Origin of the sequence: Acinetobacter sp. YH01024, from assembly GCF_013420195.1 — a bacterium.
Lineage (GTDB): Bacteria > Pseudomonadota > Gammaproteobacteria > Pseudomonadales > Moraxellaceae > Acinetobacter > Acinetobacter amyesii.
In genome coordinates this window covers 31,068-48,910 of record NZ_VOYQ01000002.1, presented here as the reverse complement: position 1 = coordinate 48,910, position 17,843 = coordinate 31,068, and the positions used below count along the sequence as shown (strand labels likewise).

Here is a 17,843-nt window from a genome sequence, read left to right as displayed (position 1 = left end):
ATGAATTATCACAATCTAGGGCAATCTGGCTTGCAAGTATCAGAGTTTGGCTTTGGTGCAGGTACATTTGGCGGGCAAGGCCCAATTTTCTCTGCATGGGGGCAAGCGAGCTTAAATGATGCTCAGCGCATGATTGATCTCTGTATTGATCAAGGCGTGAATTATTTCGATACCGCAGATGCTTATTCAAATGGTGTCTCTGAGCAGATGCTCGGTGCATTACTTCAATCAAAACGCCAAGAGATGATTATTTCCAGCAAAGTGGGTATCCGATTGAATGATGGAATCAATCAAGGTGGATATTCTAGAAGCTATTTAATTCAAGCCGTAGAGGCGAGTTTAAAGCGGTTAGGCACAGATTATATTGATGTGCTGCAACTGCATCAGTTTGATAGCACGACGCCACTTGAGCAGCTGATGCGCAGTTTAGATGACTTGGTAGGTAGTGGAAAAGTTCGCTATATCGGTGTGTCGAATTTTTCAGGCTGGCAGCTCATGAAAGCGCAGTCGATTGCCCAACAGCAGGGCTATGAAAAGCTAAGTGTGCATCAAGTCTATTATTCTTTGATTGGACGTGACTATGAATGGGAGTTGATGCCTGCGCAGCATGATCAATAGATTGGTGCAGTGGTATGGAGTCCGCTAGGCTGGGGGAGATTAACAGGAAAATTTGATCGTGAGCATGCGATTCCAAAGCAAAGTCGACTACATGAGACAGCACAATTCGCACCACCAGTTCAACACGAAAAGTTATTTGCAGTGTTAGATGTAATGCAAGAAATCGCCATGGAAACAGGGCACTCTATTCCACAGATTGCATTGAATTGGCTGAAAACCAGACCGACAGTGTCTAGCATTTTGACAGGCGCACGTAATGAACAGCAACTGTTGGATAACCTTGCGGCGAAGGAATGGTCATTAAGCGTAGAGCAGTTAGCCCGATTAGACGCAGTCAGTGCAGTGTATCCACCTTATCCATACTATCCCTATTGGAATGGGCAATTTATAGAGAAGAATCCCACGCTAGTGACATCAGCATTTATTACAGAACATACAGCAGAATAGGGCAATAACAATTCAGTGGTAGGCAATGATCAGTGCTCTGTGCTATCACTGAATAAAATTAAAATACTGTAGGAATGCTGATGAGTGTCGTGATTGAAACCCAGATGTTAATTCGTAAGTCCATCAATATCGTATTTAATGCTTTTGTTGATCCTTTAATAACACAGCATTTTTGGTTTAGTGCATCGAGTGGATATCTAGAAGAAGGTAAAACGGTGCAATGGACTTGGCAAAAATATAATGCAGTCGCCGATGTAGACGTGCTGAATATTAAGGAAAACAAATTAATTCAAATACAGTGGGGAGAACCAAAAACTCAGGTCGATTTTATTTTTGAGCAAATTAGCCCGATGGAAACCTATGTCCGCATCAAAAATTCAAAGATTCCTCTGCAAGGTCAGGCATTGATTGATTTTATTATCGATAGTACAGGTGGTTTTACAACGGTTTTGGATGCAGCCAAAATTTATTTAGAACATGGCCTGCAAAGCAATTTGGTTGAAGACAAATTTCCACCTTTTAGCAATGCGAACTTTTAGCAATGTGAAGAGTGACCAAGATTAAGTATTACATCTGATACGCTAAAATAAAAAGCTTGTGTATTAGCGCAGTATTTCTAAGCAATGTGCTGATGTATTGAAATTTGATAAAGCCACGGTTCAATGCTGCTACAGTGAATTAACGATTCTTATGTTCTTCACGCTTTAAATAGGTATAAACCGGCATTTGCATTTTGGCTTTTTCACGCAGTTTCTTTTTGATATAGAACACCAGAGCAAAGCAAGTAGTGGTCACGGTCAGCATCATGCTACTCATAAAACTCATCAGAGAACTGACATAGCCAATCGTGGTGAGTCGGTTCATCATACGGAACACTTGAGGACTACTTTCAACGCCGGTAATGGCCCATGTGCATAAGTGTTCACAGTTATTAATAATCAGATGATAGTTGTTTTCATGCATGCGAGAGCGCATACGACGCACCACTTTACGACCTTTAAATTTTGGATTGCTATATGACTGAACGATAATTTTTTTGCCGTGGCTGAATTTTTCGATCGAAGTCATTTCAATCGGATGTTTTTTGAAAAGGTGTGCAAAACCAGAGTAGTGAATGACTCTACCGCGGCCGGCATATATGCCATGATGGCTATAACCGAAGTGTTTAACAATCAGATGTGTTCCAAGAGGAAAACCATCTTTCTGCACATGCATGTATTTACCAGTCCTACTTTAAATCCGAATTATTTTTAAAGATTAGTCTACTTTTAATCTGTGAATTAATCGACTATTTTAGCGATGATTTAGCTAAAATTTGTTCGATTTTTAACGTGCGCTATGGATAGGGTCATGCTTGGTCTTCAATTAACCTCAATGTTTAAAAAAATGCGCTTTATGATGCTGCTCGGTCTGATTTTCTCACCGAGTATTTCCTATGCCAATATTCAAGCGAAACGTGTCAGTCAGCCTATTGCCGTGGATGTGGTTGAAATTTCCGATCTGAGTCAACTGAAGCTCTATTTATATGATACACAGCAGCAGCCATATCAAGACCTACAGCGACTAAAGCAGGTATTAGCGCGTAAGTGTAATACGATGAACTTCGCAATGAATGCCGGGATGTATCATGCAGACTTAGCACCTGTTGGTCTATACGTTGAAAATGGAGTGCAGAAAAAAGCCTTGAATCGTGCAACACGAGGCTTTGGTAATTTTTTAATTCAGCCGAATGGTGTTCTAGCATGGAATGGCAAGCAAGCGGTGATATCAACCACACAAAAATATGCTTCCACAGATTTTAAGGCACGTTATGCAACGCAGTCAGGTCCAATGCTGGTGGTAGATGGAAAAATCAATCCAAACTTTATCCCACAGTCAGATTCATTGAAAATCCGCAATGGTGTGGGGATCAAAAACGGCAAGTTGTATTTTGTGATCAGTCGTGAAGGCGTGTCGTTTTATGCATTTGCACAATATTTTAAGCAGCAATTATCGATTAACAATGCCTTGTATTTAGATGGATCTGTGTCTAGTGCAGATATCCAAGCGTTGAATAGACATGATTCGAGTTTAAAACCTTTAGGGCCAATTGTAGCGTATACAACAGGATCTCAATGCAAACAATAAAAGCCCGAATAATCGGGCTTCATCTGTACAGTGTTTAGATTGATAGAAACAACTGTTTATTTGCCGACTAAACCTAAAAAGGTACTTTGGGTTTGGCACATTTGAATGGCTTGTTCTTTAGATTGTTTTTTAATACTTTCTTCAAACTGTTTTTTCTGTTCTTTGATTTGTTCTTCGTTTAAGCCCATTTGTTTCGATAGGGCTTCGAGCTTATCCCAAGATTCTTCGCATTCTTTGGGGATTTGGCTACAAGCACTTAGACTAAGTATGCAGCAGGCAATAAGGCAACTTGTTAATTTATTCATGTTCATTCCTTTAATTTTTATATCAATGCTGTTTAGAGGTCATCTGCCTCTTATTTGATGCAATATTAGGTTTTATTGTCGTGTGTTTAAAAATAGACATTACTGATTTGCCTTGGAGCATAGCATAAAAGCTGTAAATAGTGATGTGGCCAATCCACAAACCTGATCTGTAAATAAGCGGCATACTTTTGATTAGACTAAAAATGAAAAAGGCACTCTGTAAAACAGAATGCCTTGTTTGAACATTGAATGTTCAGACTCTACTGTAGAGGTAGATGCTGGATTTCATTTAATTCCTTACGGCTATAACCGCGCGAAGCGAGTACTTTTTTAATACCGAGGATAACATCTTCATCCGTTGCCTTTGTAAGAGCAGCAATAAGCTGTTCATTGGTTTTACAAGAGCAATCATTTTCAACACAGGCAATTTGATTCTTATGCCCGTTTTGCTGTTCATTAGCGAACAACTTATGCCAAAAACTCATAGAGCCTTCATTTGCGACCTAACATAGGACGAAATATAACCAATCCAATAAATAAAGCAAGACTACTAAAGTGAAATTTTAGCCACTTGAATCATCATTTTTTCGATTAGACTTTTAAAATCTTTAACTTATTTGTTCTTAAAGCTGTTCATAAATATGCATGTGACGAGAAAATAAAGCTTTTTTAGAATATAAAAAAGGAGCTTTTAGAAAGCTCCTTTTATGACAGCAACATGACTTGAAATAATTTGTTTAAATCTTCTCAAGAAACACGCCAGACTCTACATGGTGTGTATAAGGGAACTGATCAAATAAGGCAAATTTGCTGATTTTATGCGTTTGTGAAAGTAGTTTGAGATTGTCATGCAAAGTATCTGGGTTGCATGAAATATAGATAATGCGTTCAAAACGTTGCAACAGTTTTAGTGTTTCATCATCGATACCTGCACGCGGTGGATCGACAAATACTGTATTGAAGTTATAGCTCGTAATTTCAATTTCAGCTTCTTCAAGGCGGCGGAATGTACGTTCAGCATTGTAGGCTTGGGTGAACTCTTCAGCTGATAGACGAGCCACTTGGATATTATCAATGCCATTTTGCTCAATATTCCACTGTGCGGCATAGACTGAAGACTTGGCTAATTCTGTTGCCAAAACGCGATTAAAGCGTGTTGAAAGAGGCAGTGTGAAATTACCATTACCACAGTAAAGCTCAAGTAAGTCTTTATCAGAGTGATCGGCAGCCTGACATGCCCATTCCAGCATTTTTTGACATACGCCGGCATTTGGCTGAGTGAAACTACTTTCAATTTGTTTGTACTGATATTTACGGTCAAAAACTTGGAGTTCTTCAACCACATAGTCATCAGTTAAAATCACGCGCTGACCACGACTACGACCATAAATCTTGATATTGAGCTTTTCAGATAGGGCTTTGGCAGCTATTTCCCATTCAGCATTGAGCGGGCAGCGGTAAACCAATGAAACCAGCATTTCGCCTTTCAGCGTTGCCAAGAAATGAACCTCAAATAAACGGCTCGATAAGATCTCTTGTGCCTTGAGTTCATTTAATAATATTGGCATTAAGTCATTAATGCTTTTATCTGCAATCGGGAAATCTTTAATTTCTACAACTTGTTTTTCATTGTCTGCATTGCGTTCAAACATTGCATAGAACATATCATTTTCAGTATGCCAAATTCGGAATTCCGCTCGCATACGAAAGTTTTGTTCAGCAGAAGGAAAAACTTCTAAAGAGGGAGGGTTGTATTCTGAAAATTGAGCCGTAATGCGGGCAACTTTGGCATCAAGTTGTTGCTGATAAGTTGAAGTCATATGCAGTAAAAAATCGCAAACATATTAAAAAAAGTCATGTTAGCAAAATTCACCTTATAAGACTAAATTAATTCCACTTTTGGCTGTATTTATCTGTAGAGAAGATGAATCTGAATACGCTAAACAGAACTTTTATCGAGGGGAAGTTAAAAAAACGCTCAATCTTTATGGAACATTCATAAAGATTGAGCTAAGTGAGGAACTGATTAGTTGGAGTTCAATTCAGTGTTTAATTCATTGTCATTAAGCTAGCATTACCACCGGCTGCCGCTGTATTGACACTGATTGCACGCTCAATCACGAAACGTTCTACAGGGATGTCATATTGGCCTGAAGCTAAATGCGTAATGCCAATAATTGCACCTTCACGAGACGCGATGACTTGTTGAATTTTTAATAACTCACCTTTTTCACCATGATGTAAAACTGCATCAAAATTCCCATGATAAATATCCGTGATCACTTTAAATTGGTCCACGAGAATTTTCGGCATACTATTTAAGTGTTTCAACACAAAAGTATTGTCTGCAAGTACCACAGGCTGACTACCTACCGATAAAATCGCAGCAATTTGATGTAGTTGATCTGCATCATTGTTAGCCAATGAAAGCACACCCTTACGTGCCAAAATGGCATATTGGTTGTTTTCACCGGTTGGGCCTTGTAGCTCAAAACTTTGTCCAGCGGCTATGGCCTGCGGTGCTTGAATCGCAATGCCTGAAAAATGCTGCTTCGCCCAAGTGTTAAAAGCTTCATATGCAGGGAAGTGTGTAGCTTGCGTTTCTGCCTGAGCCGCATAAGGTGTAGCCAGTTTTTTCTCAGAAACTTGATGCATTAAACGGTAAAGATATAAAGGACCGCCCGCTTTTGGACCAGTACCTGATAAGCCCTCGCCGCCAAAAGGTTGTACACCAACCACAGCGCCTACAATATTACGGTTAATGTATAGGTTGCCAACTTCTGCATGACCGATAACTTTTTGAATCGTGTCATCAATACGTGTATGCAAGCCCATGGTTAAACCATAACCTTTGGCATTGATTTGCGTTAATAGGTTTTCAATCTCACCATATTTGTAGGTGATTAAATGCAATACTGGCCCAAAAACTTCGTGTTCTAAATCATTTAAATGTGGAAGTTCAATTAAAGTTGGTGCAACAAAAGTTCCCGTACTTAACGCATTGCTATCAGCATTAAACATGATTTGATGTACGGGATAGCCTTTGCTACGCATCTTCTCAATATGTTTTTCAATATTTTGTTGTGCTTCAAGGTCGATCACTGGGCCAATGTCAGTTGCTAAAAGTGCAGGATTTCCGACACGAAGTTGCTTCATCGCACCTTGTAACATGGTACGGACTACGTCCACATTATCTTCTTGCACACAGAGAATACGCAGGGCAGAACAGCGTTGACCTGCACTGTCATAGGCAGAGTTAACGACATCCAATACCACTTGTTCTGTCAATGCTGATGAGTCAACAATCATGGCATTTTGACCACCAGTTTCAGCAATCAAAACTACACTTTCGCCAAATTGGTTTAAGCGCTGTGCCACGGTTTTTTGCAAGATACGTGCGACTTCGGTTGAGCCTGTAAACATGATGCCTTGGACACGTGAGTCCGCGCTGAGTTTGGCCCCAATGGTTTCGCCACGGCCAGGGAGAAGTTGCAATACATCGAAGGGAACACCTGCTTCCCATAAAATATGTACAGCTTGAGCAGCAATCAGAGGCGTTTGTTCAGCAGGCTTGGCAATCACGGTATTACCTGCAACCAAGGCTGCAGCAATTTGACCTGTGAAAATAGCAAGCGGGAAGTTCCATGGGCTAATGCACAGCACAGTACCTAGGGGTTCAATTTGCGTATTCTCTGCTAGATCAATTATTTGAGCTGCATAATAACGTAGGAAATCTACAGCTTCACGGACTTCAGCAATAGCATTGGCATAAGTTTTACCACTTTCACGTGACAACAACACCATCAGAGATTGCAATTGTGCTTCCATCAAATCCGCCGCACGGTTTAAGCATGCTGCACGCTGATCTTTGTCTAAAGTTTTCCATGAAGCTTGGGCATTTACCGCATTATTGAGAGCGATTTCCGCTTGTTCTAAACTGGCTTCGCTGACACTACCGACCACATCACTATGGTTTGCAGGGTTTGTAATGTTGATACTTGCAGTATGAATTTCTTCTAAATTAGCGCCCATTGCACTAGCATGCCACTGGGTATGTGCATGCTGTACTGCCGTGGTATTGAGCTGAGATAAGTCGCGATCATTGGCTAAATCGAGTCCTTTTGAGTTGCGACGTTCTGAGCCATACAAATCTTGCGGAAATGGGATGGATGGATGCTTAGCGCCAGTCACACCTTCTTTTTCAGCAGCCGCTAATATCGTCTGTCTTGGATTTTCAATTAAATCTTCAATTTTTAAATTTTTATCTGCAATACGGTTGACGAAAGAGGTATTCGCACCATTTTCCAGTAAACGTCGAACTAAATAGGCCAATAAGGTTTCATGGTTACCCACCGGTGCATAAATACGGCATGGCACACCCAGTTTGTTGTCAGATTTCGAACCCACCACTTGTTCATAGAGGGGTTCACCCATGCCGTGAAGGCACTGAAATTCATACTGGCCTGGATAGTAAAGCTCTGGCTGTGCTAATTGGTAGATCGTAGCAACAGTTTGCGCATTGTGTGTTGCAAACTGAGGATAAATTTGCTCAGGTGCAGCCAAGAGTTTTTTAGCACATGCAATATAAGATAGGTCGGTATGAACTTTGCGCGTAAATATAGGATAGTCACTCATACCCTCAATTTGCGCTTTCTTAATTTCGCTGTCCCAGTATGCACCTTTCACCAAGCGAATCATTAAACGTTTTTGGCTACGCTTAGCGAGGTCAATAATATGGTCGACCACATAGAAACAGCGTTTTTGGTAGGCTTGAATCACAAATCCAATACCTTTCCAATCCGCTAATTTAGGCTCAAAACACAGGCGCTCAAGTAGTTCCAATGAAATTTCAAGGCGGTCAGTTTCTTCGGCATCAATGTTTAGACCAATATTGTAATGCTTGGCTAATACTGCAAGTTCAAGCACTTTGCCATAAAGCTCGTTATGTACACGATCGATCTGCGAGCGTTGGTAGCGTGGGTGTAGGGCAGATAATTTGATCGAAATACCTGCACCGTTATAAACATCTTTACCTTCAGAGGCTTGACCAATCGCGTGGATCGCATCGGTATAGTCTTGATAATAACGTTCTGCATCAGGTTCAGTTAATGCTGCTTCACCTAACATGTCATATGAATAGCGGAAGCCTTTGTCTTCTAATACTTCTGCATGTTTAAGCGCTTCATTGATGGTTTCACCTGTAACAAACTGTTCACCCATCATACGCATAGCCACGTCTACAGCTTTACGGATAATGCCACGTCCACTGCGTGCTAAAATACCGGTGAGTAGGCTAGACAGACTTTTTTGTTGAGGGGTTTCCATCAGTTTGCCCGTCAGCATTAATCCCCAAGCAGCAGCATTTACGAACATGAGGCTACTTTGGCCAACATGATCTTTCCAGTTACCTTGGTTGATTTTATCTTTGATCAGTAAATCACGTGTTGCTTTGTCTGGAATACGGAGTAGCGCTTCGGCTAAACACATGAGCGCGATGCCTTCCTGAGAAGACAATGAAAACTCTTGTAGCAAGCCTTGCACAATGCCTGCTTTACCTGTACCGCTTTTACGTTCACGTAATGAATGGGCTAAGTCAAAAGCCAATTGTTGAATTTGATCGCTGATCGGGGAAGGGATTTCACTGTGTGCTAATAAGTTTTCAATGCACTCAGTTTCAGCACGACGCCATGCTGTATTAATCGATTGTTCAAAGCTATTCTTTTCTTTAAATTCAGTGATGTAGTCATCGCTTCCCGTGACTTCAAATACTTTTCCATTCATGTTTCAATTTTCCGTGTCAAAGTTCTATGACGAGCAAATAAATCTTGAGCTTGATCCTTTATTTAATTTATCATCACAGAATATTTAGCGAATAACTCACTATAGTTTTAATAATATTTAGAGAAAAATTCAGATGACTAGCCCATATTTGAGCTTAGACCGTATAGATATTCGAATTTTAGAGCTGCTGCAAGAAGACGGAAAATTGTCCAATATTAAGCTTGCGGAAATGGTGAATTTATCACCCACTGCGGCGTTGGCACGTGTGCAAAAATTATCGAAAGAGGGCTTTATTTTAGGCTATGAAGCACGTTTAAATCCGGTCTTACTCAACAATGGATTTGTGGTTTTTGTGGAGATTTTACTAGATAAAACCACACCCAATGTATTGGAAGATTTTTCGGATGCAGTGCGTCAAATTCCAGAAATCGTAGAATGTCACATGATCAGCGGTGGTTTTGATTTTGTGGTGAAAATACGCTGCGCAAATATGGAAGAATTTAGAAAAATTTCAGGGCAGGTGCTTTGGCAATTACCTGGTATCAAGGAAACGCGTAGTTATCCTGTGATGGAAGTAATCAAAGAAAGTATGCAAATTAAGCTGAAACCTGCGGCTCGGCCGAAGTAGCTAATCATCAATAATTGAGTATAAAAAAGGGCATTTAGCCCCTTTTTAGTGTCAAAAATTTTAGATTTCAGACATTTCTTTTTGATATTGCGCTTCGGCTTTTTCAAAGCGTTCAACCACATCCGCCTCTGGTGCTTTGCCCAATAAGCTCACGACAACGATACTGATTGCAGAGAAAATAAAGCCTGGAATGATTTCGTATAAACCAAGGTGGCCTAAGTAGTTTTTCCACACGATGACAGTTACAGCACCTACGATCATGCCAATGATTGCTCCGTTAAGCGTCATACGTTTCCACAGCAATGAAAGAATAATCAGCGGGCCAAATGCAGCACCGAAACCTGCCCATGCATAAGCCACTAAGCCTAAAACTTTACTTGCAGGGTTCATTGCAAAGGTGATTGCAAATACGGCAATTGCCAAGACCATCGCACGTCCAATCCAAACCAATTCTTTTTGCGATGCGTTTTTACGAATAAAACCTTTGTACAAATCTTCCGTCAAGGTGGTTGAACACACCAATAACTGGCAGCTGAGTGTGCTCATCACCGCAGCTAAAATTGCGGCTAAAATAATCCCTGCAATCCACGGATTGAATAGAATTTTAGTCAATTCCATAAATACCGTTTCAGGGTTGGCATTAACGACGCTTGCCAGTTCTGGGTGAACTTGGAAGTAAGCAATACCGATATAACCGGCTGCTACAGCACCGCCTAGACATAGGATCATCCATGTCATACCAATGCGACGTGCATTCGGAATGGATTTAACAGAATCGGCTGCCATAAAGCGAACCAAAATATGCGGCTGACCAAAATAGCCTAAGCCCCACGCGATGCTGGATAAAATCGCAACTGTACTTAAACCTTCAAATAAATTAGAAGCTTGTGGGCGAGCTGTTTCCAAAACAGCAGCAAGATTTTGACTGTTATCACCTAAAGCAAGGTAGGCGATGATCGGTGTGATCAGCAGTGCAAAGATCATCAGACCCGCTTGGAAAGTATCGGTCCAACTGATCGCTAAGAATCCACCAATACAGACATAGCTGATGGTTGCAATTGCACCAATCCACAGTGCTGTTGTGTAGTTCCAACCGAATAAACTTTCGAAAAGTCGTGCGCCAGCCACCATGCCAGAAGCACAGTAAATCGCAAAGAACACTAAAATCACTACAGCTGAAATGATACGTAAAATCTTTTTACGGTCTGCAAAACGGCTCGTGAAATAATCGGGCAGGGTCAGGGCATTATTTTGATATTCGGTATGAACACGCAAGCGACCAGCAACGATCAACCAGTTCAACCAAGCACCGATAATTAAGCCGATTGCAATCCAAGCTTCGGAAAGACCAGATAGATAAATTGCACCAGGGAGACCCATGAGTAGCCAACCACTCATGTCGGATGCACCTGCTGAAAGTGCAGTCACAACACTTCCTAAACTTCGTCCACCTAAAATGTATTCGTCAAAGTTATGCGTAGCTTTGTAGACATACAAACCAATGGCAAGCATTGCAAGAATATAAAAAATAAAGGTGACTAATGTCGGGTTTAAATGGCTCATAGGCAGTTCATCCTTAATGAAAGCAAATCATCTCTGTCCTAGATGAAAATTTGTACTTCTGTCGTAAGTCGCAGATTCAAGCACGATTTAAAAATTACACTCTGTAACCTTTAAGCATATTTTATGTATGTTTTGCGTAAATGATATTTTTTCTTATTACAAATCTAATTTTTTATTGTGCTGCTGAAATGTTGTACAGAAGGGAATTTAAATTTTGAAATGTAAATCTACTTAAGACTTTTCATCACAAAAAGAGAACTAATGAAATTAGGTAAAAATTACACAATGTTACATATTGAACAAGAAATGTGCATTTGAAATATTTGGTTGCAAATGTGCATCACATCATCTGTAGTGAGATGATTTGAACAGGTCGAATATGAGGTATGCACAGTCTTGGTGCGTAATTAGAGGGAATGCGCAGTGACAACGGTTCAAATGGAAAAAACGAGAATAGAGCATGATTTATTGGGGGATAAAGCAGTCCCGCAGTCATGTTATTACGGTATACATACATTGCGTGCCATCGAAAACTTTCAAATATCAAAGCAGCATGTCGGACAAAATTTAAACTTTGTACGCGCTATTGCTCAGGTAAAAAAAGCGTCAGCAGAAACCAATTATCAATTTAACTTAATACAAGATGATATTCGCCAAGCGATTCAGCAGGCGTGTGATGCATTGATTGATCATCCTGAACAATGGGCAGATTCATTTCCAATTGATATTTATCAAGGTGGAGCAGGCACTTCTATTAACATGAATGCCAATGAAGTCATTGCCAATATTGCCCTTGAATCACTTGGAGATGCAAAAGGTAGTTATCAACGAATTCATCCAAACGACCATGTCAATAAGTCACAATCGACCAATGATGTCTATCCAACAGCGCTGCGTCTAGCGACATATAGTGCTTTTGATGCTTTATTTGTAGTGCTAAATCAACTTATCGGAAGCTTACATGTTAAAGCTGATGAGTTTAAACATGTCATCAAAATGGGGCGTACACAGTTACAAGATGCTGTTCCGATGACTTTGGGGCAAGAGTTCCGAGCATTTGCAACATTATTAAAAGAAGATTTAAAGTTGATTGAGCAAAATCGACAGCTTTTATTGGAAATTAATTTAGGTGCGACGGCAATTGGTACTGGCGTGAATTCTCCTGCGGGTTATGCAGCGAAGGCCGTTGAAAATCTAGCTCATTTGACCGGTTTAAAATTGCAAGGTGCAGAAGACTATGTCGAAGCAACCAGCGATTGTGGCGTATTTATTTTATTATCGAGTTGCTTAAAACGTTTAGCTGTCAAACTTTCTAAAATTTGTAATGACTTACGTCTTTTAAGTTCGGGGCCACGAACAGGTTTAGCGGAAATTCGTTTACCTGAGTTACAAGCAGGTTCGTCCATTATGCCTGCAAAGGTCAATCCTGTGATCCCTGAAGTGGTCAACCAAATTGCATTTCGAGTGATGGGCAATGATTTAACCATAACTTTAGCCGCAGAAGCAGGGCAATTACAATTAAATGTCATGGAGCCGGTCATTGCATTGTCCATGAATGAATCGATTGAGCTTTTGGTGAATGCCGTAAAAACATTAGATAGCAAATGTATCCAAGGAATTCAGGCAAATGAGCAAGCATGTTTTGATGCTGTGATGCGTAGTGTAGGAATCGTGACCTTACTCGATCCATATTTAGGTCATGCAAAATGTGATGAAATCGGTAAGCAATGTATTGCCGAAAATAAAACCATTCGCCAAGTGGTTTTAGAGCAAGCGCTGTTAACTGTAAGTCAATTGGATGAAATTTTCTCGATTGAAAATCTAGTTTCTGAAGTGACACCATTTAGTATGCCACTCGCTCAAGTGAGTTAAATGCTTATTTAAGACTTTTAAATAGCCCCATGATGAGTAATAGCCCCATGATGAGTAAATGACGAAGGTTAATCCTTCGTTTTTTATTTGAAGAAATCAGTGGTAAATCTAGAAAACTAATCTGATGGCAGTGATGTTTTAGATTTCTAAAAGAAAGTATTGGGTTGAAAATAAAACGCTATATTTGCTTAAGATCGTAATTATAGTTCTATATATAGTCATGAAGGTTTGGATGAAAAATTTAGCGCATAGATAAAGTCAGAAATACTTTAACTTGCCCAAAAAAGGATGTAATCGAAGTACAATAGGTTTTTTATCATGTTGTAGATAGTCAGATGTTTAATAAGTTAGTCGATTTATTCAAAGGCGCTAAAGAGTCGCCTGAGCAACTTTACTTAGAACAACACCACATTCAATATGATGAAACACAGGGCTATATCATTGAAGGCGTAGTTTTAAATACATTGTCTGAACGTATGGAATATCTGTCGAATAGAAAAATGACAAATTTCGATGATTTAAAACAGCTCTATGCAACTGCAATGATTATCAATGAAAAAATAGACTTGGAAATTGCAAGTCAACGCTTTGTTGCACGATTAGGCAATACTGAAGAAAATCTGTTGCAGTTTAAACTCTATGTCAAACTATTGAATGATTATTATCGTCAATTCATCCGTGATCGTAAGTAAGTGAATGGACTGCAGTGTTTGAGTTTGATGGGTGCATTAATGGTACTCATCAATAGAAAATACAATCGCAAATCCATATTGGTTAAAACACTGTATATAGTTGCTTAAATCTCGGAATGTAAAAAGCATCGTGTTAATATGATCACCAAGTGATTAAAACATTAAAAGCTATTTACATCATGTTCCAGCAAGAAATTTCACAACTCAATCTTAAACAGCTCAAAGCTGGCGAAAAGCGGTGGGTCGGAAACTTACAAGGCTCATCTGCTGCATTATTATTTAAAGAAATTAGCAAACAATCGAAACAGTTGTTTGTGATTGTAGCACGTAATAATCAGCATCTCGGGCAGTTAGAAAGTGAGCTGGAATTTTACGGAATTAAGCCGACTATTTTCCCAGATTGGGAAATTTTACCTTATGACCGGCTGTCGCCACATCAAGACATCGTTTCTGAGCGCTTGGCGATTTTGTCCAATATGCCACAGCAAGGCGTGTTGTTGATTTCGGCAACAACCTTAGCGCAGCGAGTTGCACCGGCATCTTGGGTATTAGGTGAACACTTTGATATTAAAGTGGGTCAAAAATTTGATATAGAACAACAAAAATTAAGATTAGTACAAGCGGGTTATCACTTGGTGGATACTGTTTATGATCATGGTGAATTTGCAGTACGCGGTAGCATCATGGATATTTACGCTTTGGGACAAAGTTCACCGATTCGTATTGACTTATTTGATGATGAAATCGATACCCTCAAATTCTTTGATCCTGAAACTCAGCGAACCACCCAAAATTTAGATCATTTTACGGTTTTACCTGCAAAAGAATTTCCATTAAAAGAAGCGCGTTCACTGTTTCGTGATCGATATGCGGAAAATTTTCCGACAGCAAATCCAAAGAAAAATCCAATTTATCAAGATGTACAAGATGGCATAGCTTCACCGGGTATTGAGTTTTATTTTCCGTTGTTCTTCTCTGAACATGCCATGAGAGAGCAAAGTACCCTGTTTTCGTACTTACCAGAGAATGGCATTGTCATTACAGATAAAGCTATTGATGACACATTGATTCAGTTTTGGTCGGATATTGTGCGTCGTTATGAAGACCGCCGTCATAATGTCGACCAACCGATTTTGCCGCCAGAGCAGATTTTCCTACAACCAAATCAGGTTTTAGAACAATTAAATCTCTGCCGTCGTATTGTGGCTTCGCCTGAGGCTTTTGATGAACGCAATGGCGTGATCAATCTTGTAGCTGAGATTCCACCCCGTTTACCTGTCGATCCAAAACGTGAAAAGCCATTTTATGCTGTTAAGCAATATATCGATGCGGCAAATTATCCAGTGCTTTTGGTGGCTGAAAGCGCTGGTCGACGTGAAACTTTAAAAGATGCATTGCGTCCAAGTTTGGGTGATATCCCGACGGTCGAAAGTTTTAATGATTTTATGCATTCTATGCATGCGATTGCGATCACCAATGCGCCCTTAGATCGTGGTTTATTGTTAACTGACAAGCTCAGTGTAATTTCTGAAAATCAGCTTTATGAACACCGTGTGGTTCAACGTCGTCGTAAACGCCAACAGGAAGTATCAGAAGAGTTCCTAGTTCGTAGTTTAACCGAGCTAAGTATTGGCGCACCAGTGGTTCATATTGATTATGGTGTGGGGCGATATGCAGGTTTAATTACCTTGAGTATCGATGAGCAAGACCATGAATTTTTGCAGTTAGACTATGCCGATGCAGCTAAAGTGTATGTCCCTGTGACAAACCTGCATTTAATTAGCCGATATAGCGGTGGTGACCCAGATCTAGCACCATTACATAAATTGGGCACAGATGCATGGTCTAAAGCCAAACGCAAAGCTTTAGAGCAGATCCATGATGTGGCGGCAGAACTTTTACATATTCAAGCCCGTCGTCACTCGAAACCGGGTTATGGATTTGAACTGGATCAAAGTCTCTATATGCAGTTTGCCAGTGGCTTCGCCTATGAGGAAACCCTAGATCAAGCCAATGCTATTGAAGCGACACTCTATGACATGCAACAAGCGAAGCCGATGGATCGCTTGGTTTGTGGTGATGTCGGTTTTGGTAAAACAGAAGTAGCTATGCGTGCTGCATTTGTGGCAGTACAAAATAACAAACAAGTGGCTGTACTTGTTCCAACCACGTTGTTGGCGCAGCAGCACTACGAGTCTTTCAAAGATCGCTTCGCGGATTGGCCTGTACGTATTGAAGTCCTTTCACGCTTTGGTTCATCAAAATCACATACCAAAACCATTGAAGACCTCGCAGAAGGCAAAGTGGATATCGTGATTGGCACACATAAAATCTTGCAGGAAAGTGTGCAATTTAAAAATCTCGGCCTCATGATCGTGGATGAAGAGCATCGTTTTGGTGTACGTGATAAAGAGAGAATTAAAGCCTTACGTGCCGATGTAGATATGCTGACGCTAACTGCAACGCCTATCCCACGTACGCTGAATATGGCTTTTAGTGGTATGCGTGATCTATCTATTATTGCAACGCCGCCTGCACGTCGTCTTGCTGTGAAAACCTTTGTGCAAGAACATACTGGAGATTCGATCAAAGAAGCCATCTTGCGTGAACTGTTACGTGGTGGGCAAGTGTATTTCTTGCATAATGAAGTGGAGACCATTGAACGTACGGCAGAAACTCTACGTGAATTGGTTCCTGAAGCCCGAGTTGCGGTAGCACATGGTCAAATGCGTGAGCGTGAACTAGAGCAAATCATGCAACAGTTCTATCACAAAGAATATAACGTACTGGTGTGTTCAACCATTATTGAAACTGGGATTGACGTGCCAAACGCCAATACCATTTTGATTGAGCGTGCAGATAAACTGGGACTTGCGCAGTTGCACCAATTACGTGGTCGTGTCGGTCGATCGCACCATCAAGCATACGCCTATTTACTTGTACCTTCGCTCAAAGGCTTAAAGGGTGATGCTGAAAAACGCCTAGATGCCATTTCTCGTGCATCGACTTTGGGTGCGGGCTTCATGTTGGCTACAGAAGACTTAGAAATTCGTGGCGCAGGTGAGTTGCTGGGTGAACAGCAAAGTGGCTCAATGCAAACCATCGGTTATAGCCTGTATATGGAAATGCTTGAAAAAGCCACCAAAGCCATTCAAAAAGGTAAAACGCCTAACTTTGACTCTCCATTGTCATTAACGGCTGAAATTAGCATGCACATGCCAGCCTTAATTCCAGATGATTATTTAGGTGATGTACATCAACGGTTATTGTTCTATAAACGCATTAGTAATACGGATACTCAAGAGAAACTCGATAACATTCGTATGGAGTTGATCGATCGTTTTGGCTTGCCGCCGCAAGCAGTCAAGCAATTATTCTCTGTCCATCAGTTGCGTTTAAAAGCGGAACAATTGGGTATCACAAAAATTGATATCAGTTCACATGGCGGCAGTATTGAGTTCTCACCAGATACACCAGTTCAAGCCATATCGATCATTCAAATGATGCAAAAGCATCCGACTTTCTTCCGAATGGAAGGTGGACAGCGTCTAAAAGTGATGGTCATGCTCGAAGAATATGACAAACGCATTCAATTTATAAATGACTTATTAGACAGTTTGCTGAAGGAATTGGCGCCAAATCAATAGATTTGGCGTATAAATTGCTTGTTTAGAATGAGTAGATTTTCATGAGTGTTTTTTATATAGAAGAAACGCTTGATTTTTTTGAAAAATTTATTAGAGTCATAAGCACGCAACGTTTTATTCAAATGCAGTTTATTTGTAATGAAACGTTCTGTACAGAATATTC

The 17,843-nt window shown here is 40.4% G+C and carries 12 protein-coding genes and 1 pseudogene; 7 read left to right on the top strand and 6 right to left on the bottom strand.

Annotation, left to right across the window (positions count from 1 at the left end; translation table 11 throughout):
* Both FTT88_RS01495 and FTT88_RS01490 read left to right on the top strand, forming a co-directional pair.
* A pseudogene (locus FTT88_RS01495) lies at nucleotides 1-1,065 on the top strand (aldo/keto reductase).
* Nucleotides 1,066-1,145: 80 nt separating this feature from the next.
* Nucleotides 1,146-1,604, top strand: coding sequence for an SRPBCC domain-containing protein (locus FTT88_RS01490; protein ID WP_180026256.1), 459 nt, complete (start codon nucleotides 1,146-1,148; stop codon nucleotides 1,602-1,604).
* 139 nt (nucleotides 1,605-1,743) lie between these two features.
* Here the strand turns inward: FTT88_RS01490 and FTT88_RS01485 are convergent, their stop codons facing one another.
* Nucleotides 1,744-2,280: a lecithin retinol acyltransferase family protein gene (locus tag FTT88_RS01485; protein ID WP_078193494.1), complete on the bottom strand. Its 537-nt coding sequence runs from the start codon at nucleotides 2,278-2,280 to the stop codon at nucleotides 1,744-1,746.
* Between the two features lie 135 nt (nucleotides 2,281-2,415).
* Here FTT88_RS01485 and FTT88_RS01480 point away from each other — a divergent pair, with 135 nt between their 5' ends.
* Nucleotides 2,416-3,192 (top strand): phosphodiester glycosidase family protein, encoded by a 777-nt coding sequence (locus FTT88_RS01480; RefSeq protein ID WP_257222540.1) that lies wholly within the window; start codon nucleotides 2,416-2,418, stop codon nucleotides 3,190-3,192.
* A gap of 56 nt (nucleotides 3,193-3,248) precedes the next feature.
* Here the strand turns inward: FTT88_RS01480 and FTT88_RS01475 are convergent, their stop codons facing one another.
* The 4 genes from FTT88_RS01475 to putA all read right to left on the bottom strand — a co-directional run bounded on the left by FTT88_RS01475 (nucleotide 3,249) and on the right by putA (nucleotide 9,278).
* The gene (locus FTT88_RS01475) at nucleotides 3,249-3,497 is read right to left on the bottom strand and encodes a hypothetical protein (protein ID WP_078188680.1); all 249 of its coding nucleotides are present in this window, start codon (nucleotides 3,495-3,497) and stop codon (nucleotides 3,249-3,251) included.
* Nucleotides 3,498-3,757: 260 nt separating this feature from the next.
* The gene (locus FTT88_RS01470) at nucleotides 3,758-3,982 is read right to left on the bottom strand and encodes a hypothetical protein (RefSeq protein WP_168378613.1); all 225 of its coding nucleotides are present in this window, start codon (nucleotides 3,980-3,982) and stop codon (nucleotides 3,758-3,760) included.
* A 252-nt stretch (nucleotides 3,983-4,234) separates the two neighbouring features.
* Nucleotides 4,235-5,317: a tRNA (uridine(54)-C5)-methyltransferase TrmA gene (trmA, locus tag FTT88_RS01465; protein WP_180004645.1), complete on the bottom strand. Its 1,083-nt coding sequence runs from the start codon at nucleotides 5,315-5,317 to the stop codon at nucleotides 4,235-4,237.
* 229 nt (nucleotides 5,318-5,546) lie between these two features.
* Nucleotides 5,547-9,278: a trifunctional transcriptional regulator/proline dehydrogenase/L-glutamate gamma-semialdehyde dehydrogenase gene (gene putA, locus FTT88_RS01460; RefSeq protein ID WP_180004646.1), complete on the bottom strand. Its 3,732-nt coding sequence runs from the start codon at nucleotides 9,276-9,278 to the stop codon at nucleotides 5,547-5,549.
* Between the two features lie 133 nt (nucleotides 9,279-9,411).
* Here putA and FTT88_RS01455 point away from each other — a divergent pair, with 133 nt between their 5' ends.
* Nucleotides 9,412-9,906: an Lrp/AsnC ligand binding domain-containing protein gene (locus FTT88_RS01455; RefSeq protein ID WP_078188676.1), complete on the top strand. Its 495-nt coding sequence runs from the start codon at nucleotides 9,412-9,414 to the stop codon at nucleotides 9,904-9,906.
* Nucleotides 9,907-9,966: 60 nt separating this feature from the next.
* Here the strand turns inward: FTT88_RS01455 and putP are convergent, their stop codons facing one another.
* A complete protein-coding gene (gene putP / locus FTT88_RS01450; RefSeq protein ID WP_180004647.1) occupies nucleotides 9,967-11,469 on the bottom strand; it encodes a sodium/proline symporter PutP in 1,503 nt (500 codons plus the stop codon).
* Between the two features lie 423 nt (nucleotides 11,470-11,892).
* Between putP and aspA the strand changes: the two genes are divergently transcribed.
* The 3 genes from aspA to mfd all read left to right on the top strand — a co-directional run bounded on the left by aspA (nucleotide 11,893) and on the right by mfd (nucleotide 17,680).
* On the top strand, nucleotides 11,893-13,341 hold the full coding sequence (gene aspA / locus FTT88_RS01445; protein ID WP_180004648.1) for an aspartate ammonia-lyase: 1,449 nt from the start codon (nucleotides 11,893-11,895) through the stop codon (nucleotides 13,339-13,341).
* A gap of 335 nt (nucleotides 13,342-13,676) precedes the next feature.
* The gene (locus FTT88_RS01440) at nucleotides 13,677-14,033 is read left to right on the top strand and encodes a hypothetical protein (RefSeq protein ID WP_078193486.1); all 357 of its coding nucleotides are present in this window, start codon (nucleotides 13,677-13,679) and stop codon (nucleotides 14,031-14,033) included.
* 179 nt (nucleotides 14,034-14,212) lie between these two features.
* Complete coding sequence (gene mfd / locus FTT88_RS01435; RefSeq protein WP_180004668.1) at nucleotides 14,213-17,680, top strand: transcription-repair coupling factor; 3,468 nt, start codon at nucleotides 14,213-14,215, stop codon at nucleotides 17,678-17,680.
* Nucleotides 17,681-17,843: the final 163 nt, after the last annotated feature.

Bases quoted from the DNA above. Each gene is read 5' to 3' on its own strand.
- FTT88_RS01490 (WP_180026256.1), top strand. From the start codon at position 1,146: ATGAGTGTCGTGATTGAAACCCAGATGTTAATTCGTAAGTCCATCAAT.
- FTT88_RS01485 (WP_078193494.1), bottom strand. From the start codon at position 2,280: ATGCATGTGCAGAAAGATGGTTTTCCTCTTGGAACACATCTGATTGTT.
- FTT88_RS01480 (WP_257222540.1), top strand. From the start codon at position 2,416: ATGCTTGGTCTTCAATTAACCTCAATGTTTAAAAAAATGCGCTTTATG.
- FTT88_RS01475 (WP_078188680.1), bottom strand. From the start codon at position 3,497: ATGAATAAATTAACAAGTTGCCTTATTGCCTGCTGCATACTTAGTCTA.
- FTT88_RS01470 (WP_168378613.1), bottom strand. From the start codon at position 3,982: ATGAGTTTTTGGCATAAGTTGTTCGCTAATGAACAGCAAAACGGGCAT.
- trmA (WP_180004645.1), bottom strand. From the start codon at position 5,317: ATGACTTCAACTTATCAGCAACAACTTGATGCCAAAGTTGCCCGCATT.
- putA (WP_180004646.1), bottom strand. From the start codon at position 9,278: ATGAATGGAAAAGTATTTGAAGTCACGGGAAGCGATGACTACATCACT.
- FTT88_RS01455 (WP_078188676.1), top strand. From the start codon at position 9,412: ATGACTAGCCCATATTTGAGCTTAGACCGTATAGATATTCGAATTTTA.
- putP (WP_180004647.1), bottom strand. From the start codon at position 11,469: ATGAGCCATTTAAACCCGACATTAGTCACCTTTATTTTTTATATTCTT.
- FTT88_RS01440 (WP_078193486.1), top strand. From the start codon at position 13,677: ATGTTTAATAAGTTAGTCGATTTATTCAAAGGCGCTAAAGAGTCGCCT.
- mfd (WP_180004668.1), top strand. From the start codon at position 14,213: ATGTTCCAGCAAGAAATTTCACAACTCAATCTTAAACAGCTCAAAGCT.